At 64.4% G+C, this 22875-nt stretch carries 31 protein-coding genes and 1 pseudogene; 20 read left to right on the forward strand and 12 right to left on the reverse strand.

What is annotated here, in order from left to right; genetic code table 11:
• Nucleotides 1-40: 40 nt before the first annotated feature.
• Entirely contained in the window at nt 41-688 is a 648-nt protein-coding gene (locus P6U28_RS11740; RefSeq protein WP_122403484.1) for a TetR family transcriptional regulator, read from the reverse strand.
• A gap of 100 nt (nt 689-788) precedes the next feature.
• Here P6U28_RS11740 and P6U28_RS11745 point away from each other — a divergent pair, with 100 nt between their 5' ends.
• From P6U28_RS11745 to P6U28_RS11765, 5 genes are all read left to right on the forward strand, one after another.
• Complete coding sequence (locus P6U28_RS11745; protein WP_407122293.1) at nt 789-1805, forward strand: ABC transporter substrate-binding protein; 1017 nt, start codon at nt 789-791, stop codon at nt 1803-1805.
• A gap of 359 nt (nt 1806-2164) precedes the next feature.
• On the forward strand, nt 2165-2863 hold the full coding sequence (gene minC, locus P6U28_RS11750; RefSeq protein WP_122403482.1) for a septum site-determining protein MinC: 699 nt from the start codon (nt 2165-2167) through the stop codon (nt 2861-2863).
• A 21-nt stretch (nt 2864-2884) separates the two neighbouring features.
• Nucleotides 2885-3700: a septum site-determining protein MinD gene (gene minD / locus P6U28_RS11755; protein ID WP_122403481.1), complete on the forward strand. Its 816-nt coding sequence runs from the start codon at nt 2885-2887 to the stop codon at nt 3698-3700.
• Nucleotides 3697-3978 (forward strand): cell division topological specificity factor MinE, encoded by a 282-nt coding sequence (gene minE, locus P6U28_RS11760; protein ID WP_035703963.1) that lies wholly within the window; start codon nt 3697-3699, stop codon nt 3976-3978. The genes minD and minE overlap by 4 nt, the downstream gene beginning before the upstream one ends.
• Nucleotides 3979-4152: 174 nt before the next feature.
• A complete protein-coding gene (locus P6U28_RS11765) occupies nt 4153-4338 on the forward strand; it encodes a hypothetical protein (RefSeq protein WP_027572193.1) in 186 nt (61 codons plus the stop codon).
• A gap of 21 nt (nt 4339-4359) precedes the next feature.
• On the opposite strand, the gene P6U28_RS11770 is transcribed toward P6U28_RS11765, so the two are convergent.
• Together P6U28_RS11770 and P6U28_RS11775 are read right to left on the reverse strand one after the other, a co-directional pair.
• A complete protein-coding gene (locus P6U28_RS11770) occupies nt 4360-4608 on the reverse strand; it encodes a hypothetical protein (RefSeq protein WP_407122294.1) in 249 nt (82 codons plus the stop codon).
• 107 nt (nt 4609-4715) lie between these two features.
• A complete protein-coding gene (locus P6U28_RS11775) occupies nt 4716-5108 on the reverse strand; it encodes a hypothetical protein (RefSeq protein WP_407122295.1) in 393 nt (130 codons plus the stop codon).
• A 127-nt stretch (nt 5109-5235) separates the two neighbouring features.
• Between P6U28_RS11775 and P6U28_RS11780 the strand changes: the two genes are divergently transcribed.
• Entirely contained in the window at nt 5236-6018 is a 783-nt protein-coding gene (locus P6U28_RS11780) for an SDR family NAD(P)-dependent oxidoreductase (RefSeq protein ID WP_407122296.1), read from the forward strand.
• A gap of 108 nt (nt 6019-6126) precedes the next feature.
• Here P6U28_RS11780 and P6U28_RS11785 read toward each other — a convergent pair whose 3' ends face one another.
• Nucleotides 6127-6357, reverse strand: coding sequence for a DUF6894 family protein (locus P6U28_RS11785; protein ID WP_122403477.1), 231 nt, complete (start codon nt 6355-6357; stop codon nt 6127-6129).
• A gap of 369 nt (nt 6358-6726) precedes the next feature.
• Nucleotides 6727-7842, reverse strand: a complete 1116-nt coding sequence (locus tag P6U28_RS11790) for a hypothetical protein (protein WP_407122297.1) — start codon at nt 7840-7842, stop codon at nt 6727-6729.
• Nucleotides 7843-8163: 321 nt separating this feature from the next.
• On the opposite strand from P6U28_RS11790, the gene P6U28_RS11795 reads away from it, so the two are divergent.
• A complete protein-coding gene (locus P6U28_RS11795) occupies nt 8164-8781 on the forward strand; it encodes a L,D-transpeptidase (RefSeq protein ID WP_162500602.1) in 618 nt (205 codons plus the stop codon).
• A gap of 42 nt (nt 8782-8823) precedes the next feature.
• Here the strand turns inward: P6U28_RS11795 and P6U28_RS11800 are convergent, their stop codons facing one another.
• Both P6U28_RS11800 and P6U28_RS11805 read right to left on the reverse strand, forming a co-directional pair.
• Complete coding sequence (locus tag P6U28_RS11800; RefSeq protein WP_129142878.1) at nt 8824-9255, reverse strand: hypothetical protein; 432 nt, start codon at nt 9253-9255, stop codon at nt 8824-8826.
• Between the two features lie 117 nt (nt 9256-9372).
• Nucleotides 9373-9837: a MarR family winged helix-turn-helix transcriptional regulator gene (locus P6U28_RS11805; protein WP_122403474.1), complete on the reverse strand. Its 465-nt coding sequence runs from the start codon at nt 9835-9837 to the stop codon at nt 9373-9375.
• Nucleotides 9838-9931: 94 nt separating this feature from the next.
• Between P6U28_RS11805 and P6U28_RS11810 the strand changes: the two genes are divergently transcribed.
• Together P6U28_RS11810 and P6U28_RS11815 are read left to right on the forward strand one after the other, a co-directional pair.
• Nucleotides 9932-11854 carry an FAD-binding monooxygenase gene (locus P6U28_RS11810; protein WP_407122298.1) on the forward strand — a complete coding sequence of 641 codons (1923 nt, stop codon included), beginning with the start codon at nt 9932-9934 and terminating at the stop codon, nt 11852-11854.
• A 152-nt stretch (nt 11855-12006) separates the two neighbouring features.
• Complete coding sequence (locus tag P6U28_RS11815; RefSeq protein WP_407122299.1) at nt 12007-13086, forward strand: SH3 domain-containing protein; 1080 nt, start codon at nt 12007-12009, stop codon at nt 13084-13086.
• 97 nt (nt 13087-13183) lie between these two features.
• Here the strand turns inward: P6U28_RS11815 and P6U28_RS11820 are convergent, their stop codons facing one another.
• Nucleotides 13184-13465, reverse strand: coding sequence for a hypothetical protein (locus tag P6U28_RS11820; RefSeq protein WP_162500296.1), 282 nt, complete (start codon nt 13463-13465; stop codon nt 13184-13186).
• 406 nt (nt 13466-13871) lie between these two features.
• On the opposite strand from P6U28_RS11820, the gene P6U28_RS11825 reads away from it, so the two are divergent.
• Both P6U28_RS11825 and P6U28_RS11830 read left to right on the forward strand, forming a co-directional pair.
• Entirely contained in the window at nt 13872-14078 is a 207-nt protein-coding gene (locus P6U28_RS11825) for a hypothetical protein (RefSeq protein WP_162500295.1), read from the forward strand.
• Nucleotides 14079-14150: 72 nt separating this feature from the next.
• Nucleotides 14151-14468, forward strand: a complete 318-nt coding sequence (locus tag P6U28_RS11830) for a hypothetical protein (protein ID WP_407123058.1) — start codon at nt 14151-14153, stop codon at nt 14466-14468.
• Between the two features lie 18 nt (nt 14469-14486).
• On the opposite strand, the gene P6U28_RS11835 is transcribed toward P6U28_RS11830, so the two are convergent.
• A complete protein-coding gene (locus tag P6U28_RS11835; protein WP_122403468.1) occupies nt 14487-14831 on the reverse strand; it encodes a multidrug efflux SMR transporter in 345 nt (114 codons plus the stop codon).
• A 21-nt stretch (nt 14832-14852) separates the two neighbouring features.
• Nucleotides 14853-15107: pseudogene (locus P6U28_RS11840) on the reverse strand (O-methyltransferase); the annotation flags it as partial.
• A 142-nt stretch (nt 15108-15249) separates the two neighbouring features.
• Here P6U28_RS11840 and pdxY point away from each other — a divergent pair.
• Entirely contained in the window at nt 15250-16068 is an 819-nt protein-coding gene (gene pdxY / locus P6U28_RS11845; protein WP_407122300.1) for a pyridoxal kinase, read from the forward strand.
• 4 nt (nt 16069-16072) lie between these two features.
• Here the strand turns inward: pdxY and P6U28_RS11850 are convergent, their stop codons facing one another.
• Nucleotides 16073-17368 carry a hypothetical protein gene (locus P6U28_RS11850; RefSeq protein WP_407122302.1) on the reverse strand — a complete coding sequence of 432 codons (1296 nt, stop codon included), beginning with the start codon at nt 17366-17368 and terminating at the stop codon, nt 16073-16075.
• 551 nt (nt 17369-17919) lie between these two features.
• Here P6U28_RS11850 and P6U28_RS11855 point away from each other — a divergent pair.
• A complete protein-coding gene (locus tag P6U28_RS11855; protein WP_122406697.1) occupies nt 17920-18123 on the forward strand; it encodes a hypothetical protein in 204 nt (67 codons plus the stop codon).
• Nucleotides 18124-18293: 170 nt separating this feature from the next.
• Nucleotides 18294-18548 (forward strand): hypothetical protein, encoded by a 255-nt coding sequence (locus P6U28_RS11860; RefSeq protein ID WP_407122303.1) that lies wholly within the window; start codon nt 18294-18296, stop codon nt 18546-18548.
• A gap of 195 nt (nt 18549-18743) precedes the next feature.
• On the opposite strand, the gene P6U28_RS11865 is transcribed toward P6U28_RS11860, so the two are convergent.
• Entirely contained in the window at nt 18744-19094 is a 351-nt protein-coding gene (locus tag P6U28_RS11865; protein ID WP_122403464.1) for a zinc ribbon domain-containing protein YjdM, read from the reverse strand.
• On the opposite strand from P6U28_RS11865, the gene P6U28_RS11870 reads away from it, so the two are divergent.
• From P6U28_RS11870 to P6U28_RS11895, 6 genes are all read left to right on the forward strand, one after another.
• On the forward strand, nt 19093-19347 hold the full coding sequence (locus tag P6U28_RS11870) for a hypothetical protein (protein WP_407122305.1): 255 nt from the start codon (nt 19093-19095) through the stop codon (nt 19345-19347). The genes P6U28_RS11865 and P6U28_RS11870 overlap by 2 nt on opposite strands.
• Nucleotides 19348-19492: 145 nt before the next feature.
• A complete protein-coding gene (locus P6U28_RS11875; RefSeq protein WP_407122307.1) occupies nt 19493-19897 on the forward strand; it encodes a VOC family protein in 405 nt (134 codons plus the stop codon).
• Between the two features lie 46 nt (nt 19898-19943).
• Nucleotides 19944-20558, forward strand: coding sequence for a cell envelope biogenesis protein TolA (locus tag P6U28_RS11880; RefSeq protein WP_407122308.1), 615 nt, complete (start codon nt 19944-19946; stop codon nt 20556-20558).
• A gap of 237 nt (nt 20559-20795) precedes the next feature.
• Nucleotides 20796-21332: a helix-turn-helix domain-containing protein gene (locus P6U28_RS11885; protein WP_407122309.1), complete on the forward strand. Its 537-nt coding sequence runs from the start codon at nt 20796-20798 to the stop codon at nt 21330-21332.
• A gap of 255 nt (nt 21333-21587) precedes the next feature.
• On the forward strand, nt 21588-21866 hold the full coding sequence (locus P6U28_RS11890; RefSeq protein ID WP_122403461.1) for a hypothetical protein: 279 nt from the start codon (nt 21588-21590) through the stop codon (nt 21864-21866).
• Nucleotides 21867-22249: 383 nt separating this feature from the next.
• Nucleotides 22250-22756, forward strand: coding sequence for a hypothetical protein (locus P6U28_RS11895; protein ID WP_129142868.1), 507 nt, complete (start codon nt 22250-22252; stop codon nt 22754-22756).
• The last annotated feature ends 119 nt before the right edge of the window (nt 22757-22875 follow it).

The raw sequence follows: 22875 nt of genomic DNA on the forward strand, positions 1-22875 counted from the left end.
GCCTAACCGGCCTTCGAGAAAGTTTCAACCAGTTGGTTGATTAGGGCCGGAGCGACTGCAGCACGAGGTCGGCGACGTGCCGGCGCCGGGCGCGCCGCTGGGCACGGCTCGACAGATCCTTGCCGAAGATCGCCGACAGCGTCGGCGTGTTGGAGAAGAAGAAATAGCTGAGCCCCGCAATCGAGATATAGAGCTGGACGGGATCGATCCCCTTGCGGAACACGCCTGCGCGCACCCCCTCGTTGAGGATGTGGGAAACGCTTCTCACGAGCGGTGAGTGCATCGCCTCCAGCCGGGTCGAGCCGCGGACGTGGCGGGCGCCGCCGCGGTTCTCGTCGTTCAAGAGCACGATGAAATCAGGGTTCGCCGCCAGGTGGTCGAACGACGCTTCGATCAGCTTGCGGATCGCCGTCTCCGGCGGCAGGCCTTCGAGATTGAGCCTTCGCTCCTGCTCGCGGATGTCCTCGTAGACCCATTCGAGCACGGCCAGATACAGCGCGTCCTTGTCGCCGAAATAGTGGTAGACGAGCTGCTTGTTGACGCCGGCACGCCCGGCAATCTCGTCGACGCGGGCGCCCGCAAGACCGTGCCGGGCGAATTCCTGGCGCGCCGCCGTCAGCAGTTTCTTGCGGGTGGCGACGGGGTCGCGGCGCTGCGGCACGGTGTCGCCAGATCGTTTTGCGGGCATTTCCAACCAAACAGTTGACAAGTTGAGGACGGGCTTGTTGCATTGGTATCCTCACAAGGGGAGAGCGACAAGCCGGGTCGCGGCAACGAGGAGAGATGCGATGAAGCGTTTGCAGGCGGCGGGCTCGGCCCTGATGTTGGCCTTGGGAGTCGGTACGTCGGCGGTGCCCGCGCATGCGGGAGAAGCCGTCAATCTGATCCTGAACTGGACGCCGACGGCCGATCACTCGCCCTATTATTACGCCAAGGCGCAGGGCTGGTACGAGAAGGCCGGCATCGACCTCACCATCGAGACCGGCAAGGGCTCCGGCGTCTCCGCCGCCAAGGTCGGCTCCGGCGGCTCGCCGTTCGGCGTCGCCGATCTCGCCACCATGCTGGTGGCCAAGAGCAAGGGCGCCGACGCGGTCGCGGTGATGAGCGTCTATGCCAATACCGGCCAGACCTTCTACTGGCTGAAGAGCTATGGCGTGAACGGCGTGAAGGATTTCCCCGGCCACAAGATCGGCAATCCGCCGGGCGATGCTTCGCGCGTGATGTGGCCGGCGTTCGCCAAGGCGGCAGGGCTCGCGCCCGACTCCGTCGGCTTCGTCAATGTCGGACCGACCGCGAAGATCGCGGCGCTGAAGAGCCACACCGTCGATATCATCAGCGACTTCTACAACGAGCACGACCTGAAGGTCATCGAGTTCGGACCCGATCTCGGCTACCTCAACTGGAAGGACATCGGGCTCAACCCTTACGGCAATTCGCTGATCGTCAACGGCGCGTACCTTCAGAAGAATCCGAAGGTCGTCGAGGATTTCGTGCGCGTGACGCAGAAGGCCTTCGCGGCGTGCGTTGCCGACGTCACGCCGTGCCTGAAGGCGCTGCTCGACCAGGTCTCCGGTCTCGACAAGGAGAACCAGGAGCGGCAGTGGGAGCGCATCAAATTCCTGATGACCGACGAGTTCACGACCACCAAGGGTCTCGGCTGGATCGACGGCGAGCGAATGAAGAAGGACTACGAACTGGTCCAGACCTATCTCGGCATGGAGAAGCCGTTCGACGTCACCACCGCATTCACTACCAAGATGCTCGATCCCAGCATCAAGATGGATGCGAGCAAGGTGAAGAAGTAGGGGGCGGGCTCACCGTCTGTCCTCGTCATTGCGAGCGTAGCGAAGCAAATCCAGAGGCTCCCCGCGCTTCGCTGCGCTCGCAATGACGATCTGGAAAGTGTGTGCCTTGCTCTCCGCTCGTGCCCCGGACGCAGCGCAGCGTCCCTTTGACGATTCGCTGCAGAGCCGGGGCCCATCTCGCCGAGAGCATGACCCCCGGTTCTGCGCGGCAACGCTTGCGCGTTGCAGCGCGTCCGGGACATGGGAGCGCGCAACCTGCCACGATCCTTCCCCCACGTAATCCCACGGAAAGTTAACCCGCCGTTAACCATATCCGCCGCATCGTTAACCATTCAATAACAGGGAACGAGTCGGCCGTGATGGAGGCTGCAGCTAAAGTCCAACGTCAAATGGTGCGCCTGCGAGGGCGCTCCTATGTGGCTTTCGTGTTCACGCCGACGGTTCCGGTCCAGGACTGGCTGCATGAGATCGACGCCACCATCGCGCGCTCGCCGGGCTTCTTCGCCGGTCGGCCCGTGGTGATCGATCTGTCCTCGGTCGACCTCAGCCAGGCCGGCATCGGCCATCTGCTCACCAGCCTTCAGGACCGCAACATCCGCGTGCTCGGCATCGAGGGCGTGGAGGAGGGAAGGCTGACACCGATGATGCCGCCGCTGCTGACTGGTGGGCGCAGCTGCGTGGTCGAGCCGAGCGCGCCGAAGAAGGCCGAACTGAAGGCCGAGACCAAGCCGACGTCGCTGCTGCTCGAAAACCCCGTGCGCTCGGGCCAGACCGTGATCTTCCCGGAAGGCGACGTCACCATTCTGGGCTCGGTCGGCTCCGGCGCCGAAGTCGTCGCCGGCGGCTCGATCCACGTCTATGGCGCGCTGCGCGGCCGCGCCATGGCGGGCGTGAACGGACACACCAGCGCGCGCATCTATTGCCAGAAGATCGAAGCCGAACTGCTTGCGATCGATGGGTTTTATCAGACTGCCGACGACATCGACGAGGCCCTGCGCGGCAAACCGGCGCAGGCCTGGCTGCAGGGGAATACCATGCGAATTACAGCGCTGAACTGACCAGCAAAGGAGACATTTGCGATGAGTAAGGTACTGGTCGTGACATCAGGCAAGGGCGGGGTCGGCAAGACTACCACGACCGCCGCGCTGGGAGCGGCGCTCGCGCAGCGCGGCGACAAGGTGGTCGTCGTCGATTTCGACGTCGGCTTGCGCAACCTCGACCTCGTGATGGGCGCCGAACGCCGCGTGGTGTTCGACCTCATCAACGTGGTGCAGGGGGTGGCAAAGCTGCCGCAGGCGCTGATCCGCGACAAGCGGCTGGAGAATCTGTGGCTGCTGCCGGCTTCGCAAACCCGCGACAAGGACGCGCTGACGGAAGAGGGCGTCGGCAAGGTCATCGCCGAGTTGCGCAGCCGCTTCGACTGGGTGATCTGCGACAGCCCGGCCGGCATCGAGCGCGGCGCGTCCATGGCGATGCGCTTCGCGGACGAGGCCGTGATCGTCACCAATCCGGAAGTCTCCTCGGTGCGCGATTCCGACCGCATCATCGGCATGCTCGATTCCAAGACGGTGCGGGCCGAGAAGGGCGAGCGGGTCGAGAAGCACATTCTCATAACCCGCTACGATCCCTCGCGCGCCGCGCGGGGCGAGATGCTGACCATCGACGACATCCTCGAGATCCTGGCCACGCCCTTGCTCGGCATCATCCCCGAGAGCCAGGACGTGTTGAAGGCCTCCAACGTCGGCACACCGGTGACTCTGTCCAACGCGGACGGCGCGCCGGCGCGGGCCTACATGGACGCGGCCAAGCGCCTCTGCGGCGAGAACGTGACGATGCATGTTCCTGCCGAGCGGAGAGGCCTGATGGATCGTCTGCTGCGACGGAGGGCTGCATGAGCATGGGTCTGCTTCGACTTCTCCGCGGCAAGAAGGCCTCGGCGCCCGTCGCTCGCGAACGGCTGCAGATCCTGCTTGCCCATGAACGCGGAATGCGCGGCCAGCCCGATCTGCTCGGTGTGCTGCGCGAGGAAATTCTCGCCGTCGTGTCCAAGCATGTGACGCTGGACCCGACCAAGGTCATCGTCCGGCTCGAGCGCGGCGACGAGGTCTCGACCCTGGAGGTCGACATCGAGGTGCCCAACGACTTCGAGCGCAAGAAGGTGGCGGTCGCGTAGGGCACGCGGCCGAAGATTCCCCGTTATGGGGTGGGTGAGAAGGTGGTCCGCCGGGCATGGTGGCCGCCTTGTCTTCGGGCTCACGTCGATCGGACGGAACGCGCCCCGGGCTTCAATCGTTGTGAACAACCCGCGGGAGCGTTGCACCGCAGTTGGTCAGACCGGAGAGCGCCCATGATGTCCGAGGTCCAGGTCCATACCGTTGCCCGGCAGATGCTCGAGCAGCACGGTTTTGCTGCGATCGCGAAGGCCGCCGAGCAGGCCCAGGCCTGCGAGGGCCGCGGCGAGGCCGAGGAGGCCAAGGAGTGGCGTCACATCGTGGACGCCATGAAGATCATGCGCGGCCCGCATCAGAGCTGACATTCAGACGCCCGGTCACGCTCAACGCTCCCCGCGGTCAGCGCCTTGCGACGAAGTGCGATTGTGTGTCTGGGGCTGCGCACGCTCGCCCGACTCCTTGCAGGGGAGCGGTTCCCACGTGCCGTCCGGCGCCTGCTGATAGGCACTGCAGGACGACGATGTGGGTTTTTCCTCGCCCTTCTGGGCATCGGAATTCCTCGCCAGTGCGGGCGCAGTCAGCACCGTGGCGGCCGCAATCGCGCCGGCGAAAACGCAATGGATACTCCGCATGAGGACCTCCTGTTCGAATTCCAGGAGGCCGCATGCTTTCGAGGATTGTGACGATTTTGGGCCGTAGCGCAGGTTCCGTCGCGGCGTGCTTAACACCGCGAAACCGGCTAGCCGCCCTTGCTGCGGATCAGGCCGGCGAGGTTGGTCTTTTGGGCCTCGCACCAGCCGGGCATGCCGAGGCGGCGCTGGTCCATGTCGGTCGCCTGGGTCGCGACCGCGACCTCGGCCATCAAATCATCGTCCTGCTTCTCACCCATCTTGCCGCCAGTGTGCATCCAGGCAATCGCCTTACGTACCTTCTCGGTGGTGCCGTCGGGCAGATGCATCTGCTGCGCCCTCTGCACGAGGTCCTGATAGACGAGGTCCGTGTTGGGACACTCGACCTTGGCGGCGAAGGCCTGCAAGACCATCGTCACATAGGTCGACCGCGGCGGCGCGTCGGCCGCCAGCGCCGGCGCAGCCAGCAGCAACAGGCCCGTCATCAGAAAACCGGCGCGCATCCCTGGAACCTCCTCCGTTTTTTGAGAGGCTAGCGTCCGGCGCGCCGCTCGGCAATGGGGCCGGAGCGCGATTGTCGTCCGTCCGGGCGGTGGGCTAACCTGGCGCTCCCCAGCCGCGGAGCGCAACATGAGCCTGTTCAGCACGCCGTTCGATCCCGCATACGACACCGCGCTCGTCACCGGCGCGGGCAACGGCATCGGCCGCGCGATCGCGCTAGGCTTGGTCGGCGAGGGCGTCCGCACCATGTTCGCGGATGTGAACGCGGAGCGGGTGCGTGCCGCGATCAGCGCGAGCGAGAGGCCCGATTTGGCCGTGCCTTGGGTCGGCGATCTCGCCAGGCTCGAGGCCTGCGATGAGCTGTTGACTGCCGCACATGCCGCGCTGGGCGCGATCACGCATTTCGTCCACAGCGCCTCGCCGCCGCGGCGGGAGGCCGATCATGCGCTCGCGGTCGATCGCAGGACATGGCAGGAGATGCACGCCGTCAATCTCGATGCCGGATTTCATCTGGCGCGCGAGCTCGCAAAACGGCTGATCGCGGCGAAGCGGCCGGGCTCGTTCCTGTTTCTGATCTCGCTGCATGCGGGCACCCCGCGCAACCTGCCGCATTATTCGACGGCGAAGGCGGGGCTGGGGATGTTGGTGAAGGAGCTGGCCAAGACGTTTGGCCGCCATGATATCCGCGTCAACGCGCTGGTGCCCGGCGCGATCGCAGCCGGTGGCTTCGTTGCCGATCCCGCGCTGGCGCGGCACATTCCGCTAGGGCGTCTCGGCGAGGCCCAGGATCTCGTGCCGATGGCGCTCACGGTGCTGTCGAACAAGCTTTCCGCTTACGTCACCGGCGCAGCCTTCGTCGTCGATGGCGGATTGTCGCTGACGAACTGGTTCGAGCCGTCGACGCTGGACTAAAGCTCGATGAGATTTGGATGAATCGTCATCGCGCTTTAGCTTGTTGTTTACGCATGATCTTTCCGGAAAACCGCTTCGCACTTTTCCGGATCATGCTTTAGGCTCAGCTTAGCGCTGCCAGGCCGGTACCGGATCGAGCGGCGTGCGATAGAGCTCGTTGTGATCGCCATCGGTGACGCGCACCGCGCAACCCTTCTGCTGCAGCTCCGGCTTCACCTGCGACAGCTCGCACGCCAATTGATCGGCCCGATCGGAGGCAACCTCGATGTCTTCGAGGATGATTCCACCTTGGTTCTTGAACTCTTCACCAACCACGAGATCGAAAGAGTAGTAGGGCATCCGACTTCCCCCGGTGTGACGATCTGAGCTTCAGCGCAAGTCTCAACGCATGTCGGATGGTACCACTGAGTCGATATCTGCCGAATGTACTAGCCGCGCAATCTCTGGGCTTATGGCGCAGAAATGATGTGCAGCGTGCGGGTTCGTTAAGATTCTATTAAATATATCTGCGGGATCATAAGGCATGGAATTGCAGCAGAACCGGGCTCCGGGAACCGGCAGCTGCAAGAGAAGGCCGGCGGCATAGATCCCGACGGCCTTTTCTCTTGAGCGGAAGACGAACGAGGCATCGCTTCCGTAATCGCCCGGACTCAACGCATCACACCGACTCGGACAGCGTGCGCGATGTCGTGCTGTCGTCTGCCGCTGCTAGCGCAGCGGCATCGGCGGACGCACGACAGGTCCGTCGTCATCGGCAACGGCTTGCGTCGTCGCAACGGGCGCCGCTGGCGGCGGGGCCGCGGCTGCCTGCGATGGCGGTGGAGGCGCGGGCGGCGCGGGCGAATAGGCCGGCATGTAGGTCCGCGTCACGGCCGGCCTGACAGCCGGTTTGGGCTTGCGAAGCGGCGGCGCGGGAGGCTGCGGCGGGAGCGCAGCAGCGCGCGGGCGCGGATCGGCCGGCCTCGTCTCAACAGCCACTGGCCTGGGCGCAGGCGGCTTCGCCATCTCACGCGCCATCTGCTCCTGTCCTGCCTTCAACTCGGCGATGTTGGCCTTGAGCTGCTCGATCTGCTGCGCCATCGCGGCGATATCGTTCGTCATTGACTGCAACGACTGCGACTGCAACGACTGCGAGGTGTCGGGCTGCGCTGTTGCGGGCGCGGCGGCAAGCTGGGTCGCAGGCGGGGTCGCAGCTTGATCGGCCGCTTGTTCGGTTACCGCTGGCGCTTCAGGCGGGGCAGCTTGCGCCGCCGCGACGGGCGTCGTCTGCGGGGTCGAAGACATCAGCGGCATGGAAGACGGCATCACCGACGTCAATACCGGCGTCCATTCGGCGAGCATTTGCTTTGCCGTGTCGCCGTGCTTCTCCCAGGCGATGGCGGCCACCGCGCTGGTGCCCGCAAGCAGGAACGTGACGAACGCACGGCGCAGCCACTTGCCGATCGAGGATCGCTTCGGCCTGACCGGACCATCACTGGAGGTGACGCGGACAGCCGTGTCGACCGACGGCGCCGCGGCGGGCTTTCCGTAGACGACGTTGATGGTGGGCTCGGGCGCGCGCGGCGGCTCCACAGTGAACTTCGGCTCCGGAGTAAACTTTGCCTCCGGAGTAAACTTTGGCTCCGGAGTAAACTTTGGCTCCGGAGTAAACTTGGGCTCCGGACGCGGCGCGATCTCCGGCGCCAGCGCGGGGGGCACGCTGGCTGGACGCGAAGCCAGCACGATCTCCGGAGAGATCTGAAGCGCGTCATGCGGATCGTTGTCCTTGATCGTGTCCTTCACGATCTCATCGACGATTTGCTTGGCATTCAGCGTCGCGAGCATCGCAGCTCCTTTGAAGCCCGGTTGATGAGGTTTAAGTCGTCCGCATTGGCGCGGGGCTGATCTGAGGTGAGCCCATGCCGATCCCCATGCCGCAACGAGTCCAGCCGGGTTTGACCAAAGCAAGGCGAGGGAATGGAGATGATGCGACAGTCTTCCGCCGTTTGTGGTGATGGAACCCGGTTTGTCGAACACGCGCAATTGTTCCATTCTGCCTTGTTTTCAGCACGATTTTGGCAGCATGTGGGGCTGCTGGGGGCGCTGCTATCCGCTATCCGGGGGCCGGCGGTGCCAAGATCTCTACTCGTTTTGTTCGTCGCAGCCATGTTGCCGCTGGGCGGCTGCATGCAGGCGACGCTTTCGCCATCGACGGATGCGAGCATGACGCCGCGCGACCGTCAGTTGCTCGCGCACACGCCTTATGCGCAGGCGAACGTGCCCGAGCAATATCTCCGCCATATCGTGGACTACCGTCGCAAGGAGCAGCCGGGCACGATCCTGGTCGATACCGACGCGCGTTACCTCTATTACGTGCTGCCCGATGGCAAGGCGATCCGCTACGGCGTTGCGGTCGGTGAGGAAGCCATGGCGTTTTCCGGCGTCGCGCGCGTCGGCCGCTTGGCGGAATGGCCCGACTGGGTTCCGACAGCGGATATCCAGGCGCGACTCGGCCCCTATCCGGCGCGCGTTCCCGGGGGGCCTGCCAATCCGCTGGGCGCGCGGGGCATCTATCTCTATGTCGGCAACAAGGACACGCTCTACCGCATCCACGGTACCAACCAGCCCGAATATATCGGGCAGGCGATCTCGTCCGGCTGCATCCGGATGCGCAACGAGGACGTGATCGATCTCTATGATCGGGTGAAGCTGGGCTCTACCGTGGTGGTACTGCCGCCAGGGCAGAGCGCGCAGGCCGAAACGGGCGGGCGCTGGCGCGGGTGAGGCTGCGCGACCGGCCGTTCGAGCCAGGTTGTTTCTGCGCTGCTACTCAGGCCGGGCAATGCGCCATTGCAGCGTCGTGGCATTGCCGTTGGCATCGCCCGGCGCCTTGTCGGCGGGCGAGGTGTAGAGCGGGCGGTAGCGGTACGCCCACATCTTGGTGCCGTCGTTGCGGCTGATCACGGTGAAGTCGCCGACAGCCTTGGCATCGGCCGTCGCCGCCAGCGGCACCCAGCTCTCGGTGCACTTGCCGTTGCAGTTCGAGGTCTTTCCGGTGGTGTCGCGCTCGTAATAATAAAGCGTCATGCCCTTGAGATCGACGAGCTTGGGACCCTGCTTGGTCAGGACCACCTTCGCCGGTGCCGTCGTCGCCTCGGGTTTCGGCGGGGGCGGGGCATCGCCGCCGCCATGGCCGTTGGCGAGCGCGTGACCGGTCGAGAGCGCGATGGCTGCGGCAATAACGACGAACCTGGACATCCGAAACTCCGCCCCCCAAAGTTAATCGCGCGTTAAGCGCCCAATGCGGCCGACGTTAGCAGCCGAAGGTTAGTTCCTGGTTTCGTGCGCTGCGACAATTACGGACGGGGTGCGGCATCAGACCTGCGCATCGCGCAGCGGAGCGCGGCTGAGCTCATTGCCGGCGGCGATGGCCTTGCGCAAGAGCCGCATCAGCTCCTCGCTCTCCTTCGCGCTGAGACCACGCAGCATGATGCGCTGCGCGGATTCGACGGCCGGCGTGATCTTGCGCAGCGTGCGCCGGCCTTCGTCGGTGATCTCAAGCTCCCGCGCGCGGCGGTCGCGGCTGGAGGGGCGGCGCTCCGCGAGGCCCTTCTGGACGAGGCGGTCGATCACGCCGGTGATGGTGGTACGATCGTAGGCGATCAATCCTGCGAGCGTTACCTGGTCCAGCCCCGGATTGGCCTTGATGGTCGCGAGCGCGGCGTACTGCACCGGCGTGAGATCGAATCCGGCGTCTTCGACCTCGGCCAGGAACACCGCGACCGCGATCTGCTGGAAGCGGCGCGCCAGATGCCCGGGCATGTCGTTGTGGTCTTTCACCGAAGTCTCCGCGGAGGGTGAGGGTCATTGACAAGTATACTGATAGTCAGCATACTGATCAATATCCAAACAGAATTTGGCGGGAGAGGTGCTCATGCAATTCCATCTCAATGGATTTCAGCCGGGCGACCCAGAAATCGCCGATCCCGCTGCGCGCGTTCAGGCGTCGGGGGCGGCGGGAAGCGTGCCTGCCGAGGTCGACGTTCTCATCGTCGGCTGCGGGCCTGCCGGCCTGACGCTCGCCGCTCAGCTTGCGCAATTCCCCGACATCAAGACCTGCATCGTCGAGCAGAAGCCGGAGCGCCTGCTGGTCGGGCAGGCCGACGGTATCGCCTGCCGCACCATGGAGATGTTCCACGCCTATGGCTTCAGCGAACGTGTGCTGAAGGAGGCCTATTGGGTCAACGAGACGACGTTCTGGAAGCCGGATGAGCGGACGCCGGAGAAGATCACGCGCAGCGGCCGGGTGCAGGACGTCGAGGACGGGCTGTCGGAATTCCCGCACGTCATCCTGAACCAGGCGCGCGTCCATGACTGCTTTCTCGACGTCATGCGCAAATCGCCGGCGAAGCTCGCGCCATATTACAGCCGGCGCGTGCTTGATCTCCATGTCGATCCGGCGGCTGATGCCGCCGATCATGCCGTGATCGTGCGGCTCGAACGCGTCGATGCTGGAAACGAGGGGAAGGTCGAGACGATCAGGGCGCGCTACGTCGTCGGCTGCGACGGCGCACGCAGCACGGTGCGCAAATCGATCGGGCGCGAGCTGCAGGGCGATTCCGCCAACCACGCCTGGGGCGTGATGGACGTGCTGGCGGTGACGGATTTCCCTGATATCCGCTTCAAGTCCCTGATCCAGTCGGCCAAGGACGGCAGCCTGCTGATCATTCCGCGCGAAGGCGGCTACATGGTCCGCATCTATGTCGAGCTCGCAAAACTCGACGTCGGCGAGCGCGTCGCCAATCGCAACATCACTGCCGACGACGTGATTGCGAAAGCGCAGCGGATCCTGAAGCCGCATTCGCTCGAGGTGAAGGAAATCGCCTGGTGGTCGGTCTACGAGATCGGCCAGCGCCTGACCGACAAGTTCGACGATGTGCCGGAGGCGGAGATCGATACGCGCCTGCCGCGCATCTTCATCGCCGGCGATGCCTGCCACACCCACAGCCCGAAGGCCGGGCAGGGCATGAATGTCTCGATGCAGGATGCCTTCAATCTCGGTTGGAAGCTCGCCGCCGTGCTCCGCAAGCAATGTGCGCCGAGCTTGCTGCACTCCTATTCGGCGGAGCGCCAGGCGGTCGCGAAGGAGTTGATCGATTTCGACCGCGAATGGGCGGGAATTCTCGCTTCCGCCGCGAAGGCCGGCGGTGCCGATGCGGCGAAGACACAGGATTATTTCGTCCGGCACGGCCGCTACACGGCAGGGACGGCGACGCATTACCGTCCATCGGTTCTCACCGGCGCGGCCACGCATCAGCATCTCGCGGAAGGCCTCGTCATCGGCAAGCGCTTCCATTCTGCGCCGGTGATCCGTGTGGCGGACGCCAAGCCGGTGCATCTCGGCCACGCGGCGCAGGCCGATGGCCGATTCCGCATCTACGCGTTTTCGCCTGCCGAGAATCCTGCGGCTGCCGGCTCGGCCATTAGTGGCTTGTGCAACTTCCTTGCCGAATCCCGGGAATCGCCGATGCGGCGATACACGCCTGTTGGCGCAGACATCGACAGCGTGATCGACCTGCGTGCCGTCTTCCAGCAGGATCATCGTGAGCTTGCCGTCGCGGCGATGCCGCCAATGCTGCTCCCGCGCAAGGGCCGCTATGGTCTGATCGACTACGAGAAGATGTTTTCTCCGGACCTCAAGGGCGGCCAAGACGTCTTCGCAATGCGCGGCATCGATCGAAAAGCCGGCTGCATGGTCGTGGTCCGGCCCGACCAGTATGTCGCCAGCGTGCTGCCGCTCGACGACTTTGCAGGGCTCGCCTCGTACTTCGACGCCTTCATGCTGCCGGTGAACTGACGCTGGAATTGCTACGCTCGCGGTGTCGATGAACGGCGGATGAATATTGAACTCCGCGCGCGGCGTGTTCTCAATCTTTCGGCGGATGCAGTGATGACAGGCGGAACGCCCGTTTCGCTTGCGCGTTCCGTCTCGCAGAGGAGGAACATGCCATGAGACTCAGAAGCGTTCTGTTTGCTGCATTGCTGCTCGCCCCGACGGCCGCACTGGCCGCGCCGGGCATCGTCACCGTCTCGACCGGTCTGCGTGCCGGGCCGGGCGCGGGCTTTCCCCTGGTCGATCGCATCCCCGGCGGCGCCCGCGTCAACATCCATGGCTGCCTGCGCGGCAATGCCTGGTGCGACGTGAGCTTCTCCGACGATCGCGGCTGGGTATCCTCGCAATATCTCGAATATCTCTACCGCAATCACTACGTCTATCTCCCCGACTATGTCGACGAGATCGACGTGCCAGTCGTGCCCTTCGTGCTGACCTCGTACTGGTCGAGCTATTATGCGGGACGCCCCTGGTACCGCCGCCACGCTTACTGGAATAATTACTGGATCTCGCACGAGCGCTTTGCGACGCGGATGACGGTCGACCCGGGCGCAGCCCGTATCGGTCGTGCAGCGACGCGTGACGCGGCAATCGCGCTGGAACGTGAAGGCGTGCGTGGCAAGGGTGCCGCCGCGATCTCGGGGCGTGACGCTACGACCTCACGGCACGATGCCGCGATTGCCACCCGCGACGCCGCGATCGCAAGGCGCGACGCTGCGATCGCAAGGCGCGACGCTGCGATCGGAAGGGGCGACGCTGCGATCACGAAGCGTGATGCGGCGATCACGAAACGCGACGCTGCAGTGACGGCCGACCGGACGCGCGTCGGCCGTAGCGAGCGCATCGCGCATGAGCGGGCCAATGTGCAGAGCCGCAATCCGCGCGATGCACAGGCGCGCATGATGCACGAGCAAGCTGCAAGCCGCGCCGCCGTCCGTGCCCAGCCGATGGCGCGTGCGCATGAAGCGCCGCGCGTGTCGGCTGCACCTGCCGCACGGCCCGCGACGCCGCACGTGGCGCCGCCGAATGTGAGTCATGGTGCGCCGATGAATGCGCGCGCGCAGATGCCGGCACCGCGCGCGACCGCGCCTGCCATGCCGCATCCCGGCGGCGGTGGCGCTCCGCACGTCAATGCCGCGCCACGTGCGGGTGGCGCCCCGGCCGGCGGTCCCGGCGACGGTCACCAGAAGCACTAAAGCATGATCCGGAAAAGTGCGAAGCGGTTTTCCGGAAAGATCATGCGTAAACAACAAGCTAAAGCGCGATGACGATTCATCCAAATCTCATCGCGCTTTAGTGCACGCGGATAATATGGGGACGGCCGAGATTGATCAGGCCCTGCACCGCCGAGAGGCGGTCATCGAGGGCTGCAATGGTGAGCAGCAGATTGTTGCGACGCTCGTCGAGCAAACCCATCTCGGCGCCGGTGAGCTTCGCGCTCGCCCGTTCCTTGTGGATCGCTTCGAGAGATTTGCGCAGTCCGGCGATCAGGCCGGCCAGCTGCTTGGCCTCCTTGGTCATCGACCGCTTTGCGACATTTTGCTGACGGCGCGTCTCCGCTTGGCTCTGTCTCATCATCATCCTCCGGTGCCCCGCTGCCCCGAGTGGATGACTGCAGCTTTGGGTAGACATATTACGATCGATGAAATCTGCCCGCGAAGAACTTTCTTAAATTGTACGCGCACGGAACTTGAGCGGCCCGCCAAAGCAGAAAGCCCGGCGCGAGGGCCGGGCTTTCCAGGGAAGGCTAAAGCGCGATGAGATTTGGATGAATCGTCATCGCGCTTTAGCTTGTTGTTTACGCATGATCTTTCCGGAAAACCGCTTCGCACTTTTCCGGATCATGCTTTAGCACCGATCCGAACAGCAGGATCGGCTCCGTTGCCGATGGTACGGGGCCGGCCATACCGCCTGCGGATGGCATCAAATTGCCACGCTCCCGGCGAATTGCCGCCAAAGCCCGCTGCCACGAGGAGGCCGGGTGCAGGGCGACGCAAGGGGATGCGAATTGGCCTACAAGATGGTCGCAGAACGCGACAACGAGAAGTACAGTTTCGCCCGCGAGAGCCGGCTGCTCATCGTGGCGAAGGCGAAAGTGTGGGCGAGCGAGGGCTGGCGGGTCGTCATCACCGACCAGGACGGCAAGGCCTACGCGCCGCCCGAATTCGATCAGCCGTCGGCTGCGTGATCGCACGACGGGCGAGGGGGACCACATTTGACGTCGCTGTTTCGACCGGGACGCGACTTGACCGCGCTCTTGATGATTCTTGCAGCCGCAGTGCTGACGGTGACGGCCGCCGCCGCGCAAAATCTCGACGCCGGCAAATCGCCCGCGAAGATCTTCGCTGAAGGCTGCGCGACCTGCCACCGCAGCCCACGCGGCCTTGCCAAGGGCCGCTTCAGCCTGACGCTGTCCTGGTTCCTGAGGGATCATTACGCAACCAGCTCCGACTCGGCCAAGGCACTTGCCGCCTATCTCGAGTCGGTTGATGAGCCGCCGCCCCGGGGTTCGGGCAAGCCCGGTGCAAAGGCGCCCCGTTCGGCGCCGCGTCCGCCCAAGCCGGTGCATGGCCAATAACGCCGGGGTGTTCCGGCATCAACGCATCGTGGTCTCCGAGAACAGGTTGATGATCACGACCCCTGATACGATCAGCGCGATGCCGACGAAGGCTGCAGCGTCCAGTATCTGGCGGAACAGCACGAACGAAACGGTGGCGGTCAGGATGATGCCGACTCCGCCCCAGATCGCATAGGCGATGCTCAACGGGATGACCCGGATCGCCACCGACAGCGCGTAGAACGAGGCGGCGTAGAACAGCACCATCGCCAGCGTCGGCCAGGGACGGGTGAATTGCGCGGACTGCTGCAGCAACGCCGACGCTGTGACCTCGAACACGATGGCAAGGGCGAGAGCTGCGTAGGCATTGAAGGCGGAGGTCATGAGCCCGAGCCCATATCATGTGTCAGTGACGAACCTGCGACATGATGCGGGCGCCAGCATGTAGAGCAGCGCTCCGGTCTCGCGCGAGACCGCGAGCGGTGCCTCCTTCAGGCGTCCATAGAGATCGCGATATTCGGTCTTGCTCCGCATCATCCGGTCCCGGTCTGCGTCGGACAGATCCGCAACAGCGGCTTCCGTTGCGTCGCTTGCAGCCTCGGCTTCGCCGAACAGGCGATCCAGCAGCGGCGCAAGCGATGCGATGGTCGGGGTGGCCATTCGAAGTCTCCAGAGTTGATGAGCAGACGGCCTGGCCGATATGTTCTGCGCCTATCTCGATGAGCTTGCACGCCGCTGAAGCGCGAGACCGCGGGCCTGCTGCTCTTGCCACACTCAACGTTTGACTCTACGGACCTATCTCATGCTCGTCATCTCCATTCAGAGCCAGGTGGTCCACGGCCATGTCGGCAACAGCGCGGCTGCCTACGCCATTCAGGCGGAGGGCGTGAACGTTGCGGCGGTGCCGACGACGCTGCTGTCCAACCATCCGCGCTATCCGAGCCTGCGCGGCCGGGTGCTGGAGACCGAGCTCGTCGCGGATCTCCTGAAGGGCGTGGAGGAGCGCGGTCTCGTCGACGAGGCGGCCGTGCTCGTAACCGGCTATCTCGGCTCGCCCGGCAATGCCGCCGTGATCGCCGATTTCGTCGAGCGGGCGCGCACGCGCAATGCGAAGCTCGTCTATCTCTGCGATCCCGTGATCGGCGATGACGGCCGCGTCTATGTCGCGGACGGCATTTTGGACGTTGTCCGGCACCGGCTGCTGCCGGCGGCGAACCTCACGACACCGAACCAGTTCGAGCTCGAGCTGCTCTCGGGAGTGACGATTGCCGATGCCCAAGGCCTCAGCGCGGCGTGCGCGGTACTGGCAGGGGCAGGCTGTACCGACGTCGTCGCCACCGGCTGCACCCTCGCTGACACGGCGGCGGGGCGGGTCGAGACGATCCTGTGCGCCGGCGAGCGATTGTCGCGCTTTGCAACACTGCGCCTGCCGATCCGTCCCTACGGCACCGGTGACCTCCTCACCGGGCTGATTGCGGCGCATCTGGCCAAGGGCGAAGCGATGGAGTCCGCCGTACGGCTTGCGGTCGACACGATCTTTGCGGTGCTGGTGCGCACGCAGGAAGCCGGCTCGGCCGAGATGCGGCTCGTGCCGTTGCCGAGAACGCCGCGCAAGCCGTAGCCGGTCAGGTTGCGCGCTTGGTCGCGGATTGCGCCGATTTCTGCGGTTTGGCCGAGCTCTTCTGCTCGCGCGCGGCGTGGGCCTTTGGCGGCTTGGCGCTGGCCACGGCCCGCAGCTTCTTCGGCTTGGCGCTTGCAACGTCCTTGCGATCGGCGGTGCCACGCTTCGAGATGTATTCCTGGCCGTCGATCGGGCCGACATGCGGCGGATCGCGGTCGAGATAGGGGCGACCGATGCCGAACGCCTTGCCGTTGGCGTCGACCCACTTCCACAGGATCTCGGTCGAGACCCAGCGCTGCGCGCGGTCATTGCCTTGGGTGCTGACGATGTCAGCCGCCATGCCGTGGCCGTAGCCGCCACGGCTGCTGCCGCCGTGATAGGAGCGGTCGGAGGCGGCCTTCAGGCCGCTCGCGATCGACTGGCGGTAATCGTCGCGAAATGCGCTGGTGATGCCCGGCGACAGGCCGGCGGCTTCGGCTGCGAGCAGTGTGCGGAACAGCTTCTGCTTGAAGCTCTTGTCCATGCCGCCGATGACGTAGTCCATCATCGACATGCCGGCGCGCTCGGCCGCCTTCGGATCTTTCCAGCCGAAGTCCTGATCGACCAGCTTCGTGAAGCTGCGCATCACCGTGACGGTCTTGCCCCTGCGCTTGATGGTGACGGCGCGCCGCTCCTGAACCTTGATCGTGTCCTCTTTCGGGGTGCGCTGATAGAGCGTCCAGAGGTAGCGGTCGATACAGGCATCGATGACGAAGCATTCGTCGAGCACGGTGACGGTGTCGGCAGACGGCGACACGTTGCTGGCAGGCGCGACGGGGCCACTCGCAACCGCGGCGGGGGACAGTGCGTCCGTCGTCACGATCTCGGTGGGATCGGCGGATGCGAGCTTGACGGGCTCCGGCGCAGGGGCAGCCGCGCTGGCGATGGGCTCCGGTTGAGGCGAAGTCTGCGGCGCGGGCGCTGCCTCCGTCGGCAGGATCAGCACAGGGTCGGCCGAAGCGAGCTCGACGGCGAAGGCGGGCTCCTCGGGCGTTGTCGGCGCTGTCGCTGCCGGGGCAGGCGCCGCAGCGACGGCGGCGATGTCGGCGGTCAGGGCGATGCCGTCCTCGATCGTCGCAGCGTGCGGCACGTCGGCGAGGTCGAGGCGGCCGAAGTCCTTGACGTGCGGGACGGCAGCCGCATTGGCGCCGCTGTTCTCGATGAGGGCGGGGACATGGGCGGAGAGAGACAACGCCAGCCAGCCCGCGAGAACGGCCGAGGGACACGACAGTGCCACCAGAAGAGACCGCCGATCGTTCATGATCCCTGCCTCCGAACGGTTCTGTTCGAACCATCCTGTCCGAACAGTCATGATGCAAACAGTCTTGACGAAAACAGTCTTGACGAAAACAGTCTTGCACGGAAAGGCACGCAGCGCGTCGATTGTTCGGGCTCCGGGGTGGCGGCGCAATGGCGCAAATCGGCGGATGCAGGCTTTTCGAGACGGGTGTTGCCGAGGTGCAACGCGGGTTCCATCATGGTTCCAGCAACGCATCGGCGCGAAATCGACTGCAAATGCAGCATTGTCGTCAACTTGCAGCGATTGCATTTACGCAATCTTGGATTGTGGCCGTGCAGTTCCGTCGGTCTGCAATCTCCGGTAGTTGTGGTGCTGATCGCAGCTGGAATCGCGCTCGCCATCGTCGAGATCATCTACGCTCTCGGCACCAATCTGGTCGCAAGGCTGCAATCGCTGGCGATGGCGTTGAAGTAAGGGATCTCTATTCTCTCTTTCGTATCCAGAACGCGCAGCGTCCCTTTTGCTTCGCTGCGCTGCCGAAACTTTGCGGCGGCTGGAGCGTTGGAGGCGCCATGACACATTCCTCGCTTCGTCCCATGGACAACTTCGATCCCACCGAGCCCGCCATCCTCCACGATCGCCTTTCGGACACGATCATCACCTGGACCGCCGATCAGGCAGACGACTACCGGCGTGCCAGTCGGCGCGGCACGGATGGAACCGTGGCCTGGAAGACTTACCTCTTCGATGGCTGGGGCAATGTGCTCGGTGGCTGAGCACCGCCCGTGGAAGCGCCATGTCGCAGCCGGTGTGATTCGTCCAAGGCCTTGTAGGCATTAGGCATATCGTCATGCGTCGGGCGCGCTGTTGCGATGCAGCAATGTATGTCGCGCTGCAGCAAAACGCGCCTAAATATGCTCCGACTCTCACCTTTGGAGCACCATCAATGAACAAGAAGATTTTGTCGATCGCCGCCGCCATCCTGACGATCGCGGGCGGAACGGCCGCCGTCGCCGCCGAGCTGCCGACCTATGAGGCCAACGGCTTCCCGGTCTCCCCGCTGCAGGTGCGCGTGCTCGGTGCTGCGCATGTCGAGCAGAAGGTCGCGGCGCCCAGCACGGTCGTCTCGGTCCATCAGGCGAAGGTGCTGAGCCCGCGCAAGGTGAAGACCGCCGATGTCACCAGGGGCGCGGCCCGCTAAGCTGATATCGCAAAAAGGCAGGTGGGTTCCGCGGAGAGGCGGAATCCACTGCTTCACTTTGGTTCTTCCATTTCCACGTCGCCCGCGCGCCGCGCGGGGAATTTTTCTGAACGATCTTCGGCAGCGTGCCAAGCCTTCGGCGCGCACCCGCCGCCGTGAGAAGCGGGCGTCGTAGCGGGGACGCGCCAGCGCGAGCTACGCCTTCCTCACGAACTCCGATTTCAGATTCATCGCACCGATGCCGTCGATCTTGCAGGCGATGTTGTGGCCGTCGCTGGCATCCTGCAGGCGGATGTTGCGCACCTTGGTGCCTCCTTTGACGACCGAGGACGAGCCCTTGATCTTGAGATCCTTGATCACGATGACGCTGTCACCGTCGGCGAGCACATTGCCGTTGGCATCGCGCACGCCCGCATCCTGCGCCGTGTCTGCGGCCGCTTCCGCCTCGCCGCTCCATTCATGGCCGCATTCCGGGCAGACCCAGAGACCGCGGTCCTGGTAGGCGTGCTCGGAGTTGCAGGCCGGGCATTTCATCGTGTCGGACATGAATGGTCTCGTCTCGCGGTTCGTTCGCGGCGCGACCGTAGAGGCCGGGACCGGGAAAGCAAGGAAAAGCTGCGAACGGCGCGGGCCGGCCTCGCCTGCCGGTGCGATGTCACCGAAACAGCGCGACGAAGATCACGTACAGCCAACCCAGGATGCCGTGGATGATCGCCCACAGAATCGAATGGTTGTCGATTTCGGCGATACCGAATTAACGTTTGCTCCGGTCGGGCAAAACAGTGGCATGATGCCATGAGGCGCTCGTCCGTTGGCGAGGAGCTTTGCGCGTCACCCGAATGTAGCGTCAGCGTAATTCGGGCCCGGAGGTGCGGCACCAACCCGGATTACGCTGACGCTCCATACGGGCTACGCTCGCTTCGCAACTTGCGACGAGCCCGCCAATGAGCTTCCTCCTCAACATCGATGTCCCGGACGTAGGCAAAGCCACGACGTTCTACACCGAAGCCTTCGGCCTGACGGTCGGCCGCCGCTTCGGCGCCGATTTCGTCGAGCTGCTCGGCTGGCCGGCGCCGGTCTATCTCTTGACCAAGCAGGCCGGCACAATCGGCGCCGGCGGCGACCGCCGCCGCTACGAGCGGCACTGGACGCCCGTTCATATCGACGTCGTCGTCGACGATGTCGACGCTGCCCTCGCGCGTGCGCTCGGCGCGGGTGCGATCCTGGAGGTGCCCCCGCGCGATACGCCCTATGGGCGGATCGCGATGCTGGCCGATCCGTTCGGGCATGGATTCTGTCTGCTGGCGTTCAGCGCACAGGGATATGACGCATTGCTTGGGGATTCGTAATTCGGGCTACGATCGCTGGCGGACAGCAAGCTACAATCGGAGCGACATGCCAAAGAAACTGAAGACCTACCAGACCTCGCTCGGCTTCTACGATCAGGCGATCGCCGCACCCTCGATGAAGGCGGCGCTTCAGGCCTGGGGCGCCAGCTCCAATCTGTTCCATCAGGGCGTCGCCAAGGAGACCGACGACCCCGACATCGTCGCGGCGACGATGGCGAAGCCGGGGGTCGTGCTCAGGCGCCCGGTCGGCTCTGACGGCCCGTTCACCGAGAGCGCGGAGCTGCCGGCCGATCTCGGCGAGGGCGAGGGCAAGCCCAGACGCAGGTCCAAGCGTCCGGCCAAGACCGCAAAGAAAACATCCCGCAAGATCGACGATCAGGCCGCGCGCAAGGCCGCGGCGGCATTCGAGAAGGAGGAGCGGCGGCGCGAGGCCGAGCGTCGCAAGGAGGAGGCCGCCCGCGCCAGGGAGCGCGCGCGGCGGCAGCAGGCCGTCGCCGCAGCCGAGGCCGCGCTCGACGAGGCAAGGCGGGAGCACGCAGCGCGGGCGGAGAAGATCGAATCCGAGCGCGCCGCGCTCGACGAGCGCGCCGAGGCCGAGCAGGGAAGATGGGACAAGCAGAGAAGGAAATTGGAAGAGGCCCTGCGCCGCGCGCGCGAGTGACCAGCGCAGCGCAATCCGGGGCGATCGTGCAACGACGCAAACGCCGGTCCCGGATTTCGCTTTCGCTGCATTCGGGCTACGCGCTCTTCGCCGATAAGGTCGCGCGGAAGCAATTCCTTTACCATGGCTTTCGCTGTCGATTGGAAGCTTAGCGGTTAGGCCAAAATTCTGCGGTATCCTCGCCCCGATTATGCGTCGGATGTGTTCTTACGCCGCCGCAAGTCCACGGGAGCTGTCATGAGCGATCATCGCGCCGCAATCAGGCACCACACGCTGAGGACCGGCATCGTCGAGTTCGACAACGGCAGCGGCAGCACGGTCAGCGTGCCCTGCACGATCCGCGATGTCTCCGGCACCGGCGCGCGCCTGGAGCTCAACTCGTCGCTCTGGGTCGCCGAGCAGTTCACGCTGATCTTCTCAAGCGGCCTGCGCAAGGACTGCCGCGTCGCCTGGCGCAAGGCCCGGCTGATCGGCAGCGCGTTCGCGGACGGTTATGCGAGCGCGGACGAGCAGGCGGTGATGATGACGGTGGAGGAGCAGGCCCGGCACCGGCTCGGCATCGGCGCGCGCGTCAAGGCAGCGCGCGAGACCCGCGGCTACACCGAGGCGCAGCTCGCCGAGCACATCGGCGTCACGCCCGGCTTCCTGGCGCAAGCCGAGCAGGGCGAGGCGGACATTCCGCTCTACAAGCTGATGCACATCGCGGATTTGTTGATGGTCGGTCTCGACGGGCTCGTGGCCGGCGCGGCGCCTGAAGACGTCGGCGCGGCGTGAGTCCTCGCACGCTCGCTGTCAGACTCTCCGTCATTGCGAGCAAGGCGAAGCAATCCAGTGTGCTTTCCGCCGCGACAGTCTGGATTGCTTCGTCGCATCAGCGCAAAATTGCTACGCGATTTTGTCGCGAGCTCCTCGCAATGACGTTGGAGAGGGTGCGAAGGCCGACAACGGGCATTCATGCGATATCCAGCGCGAATTCGCTTGCCTTGCTTTGCACCCCTGTTGCACTCTCTTGGCGAAGGAGACCAACGCATGAATAAGACCATCGCGTGTGCGATCGGAACGGCGCTGGTGCTGGGCAGCCTTGGAATATCAGGCGCTGAAGCCCGGACGCGGAAGGCTGTCGTCGTTCGTGAGCCGCAGCAGCGGCTGATCGTCACGGCGCCGGTGCTCCGGCCGACGCCGTGGGATTACAATATTGTTCCACGATATCGTTATCGCCCCGAAGACGACCGGGTCGATCCCTATGGTCCGCCGCTAGTGCCGTCGTACGTTCGCTATGAGGGATGGCGGTGGCCGTATTGGTGGTGAGTAACCTTCACGGCTGCGGCATGTGGTGATCGACCGACGCCACACGTCAAACCGAGTAGCTTGCTGTCGGCGCAAAGCGCCGATAGAGGCCCTGCGCGTGCGGCACAGCCCTCGATTTGCCACGCTTCGATCCGGGCCAGGCTCGCTCAACCATTCATACGGACTGATTTAGAGGCCGAGTTCTTGCGTAATTACCGTCTTCACCAAACGTGACACGGGGAAGTTGAACTCCGATAAGCCATTATCTCTGCGTGTGCCGTCCGCGATTGGGAAAAAATGGCAAAGCTGCGACTGTCAACAATACATCGGAGTAGAACGACACTTATCCCCGTAATAAACCCAATGCTGCTTGGGGTTCTGGGCGCGTATTGAGAGGATCAGTGATGGCAAGTGTCGAACAATTGCGCAGACGGGACGGTGTGAACTTGGTCCAACTCGAGGCGGACATTGCGTCGGTCCGTTCGGGAAGCCCTATTACTTCAATTGCTCTACCTGATTACGTCGAGCACACAGCGGGTGTGTCGCGCGTCGGCGCACTCAGTGCAGAGGCGGTCATTCGCGACTATGAGTCCGCTGCAAAAGAGATCGAGGCCATGGGCACCGAGTTGATCGACGCCGCGCAAAAATGCGAGGCGCTGACGGCCCAGGTTCATGATGCGATCGCCTTCATGCGAGAAACGGCGGCGGGGTATCGTGAAGAGGGACGGAAGATCTTCAAGCGCATCGAAGAATGCGCGCTGTTCACCGAGGACGTGCGCAAGACCTGCGAACAGGTCAAGCGCAGAATGACTGAGGTCTCTTTCGGCCCATCCTCCGATGAGGAGCTTGTGCCGCAAGAGCCCGAGCTGACCGGGATCGCCGCCAAGGTGACGATGAGCGAGATGCCGTGAGGCGGACATAGAGCGTAGCTCGTTCGTAGATCCTACGGGTGAGTTGGTGGTCGTCAACTCAACTTACCTCTGACCACCGTCACCCATAGGATCTACGCTCGTTTGCTAACCGCGGTCAT

The sequence above is a fragment of the Bradyrhizobium sp. STM 3561 genome, from assembly GCF_045571455.1.
In the GTDB taxonomy this organism is placed as follows: Bacteria; Pseudomonadota; Alphaproteobacteria; order Rhizobiales; family Xanthobacteraceae; genus Bradyrhizobium; species Bradyrhizobium vignae.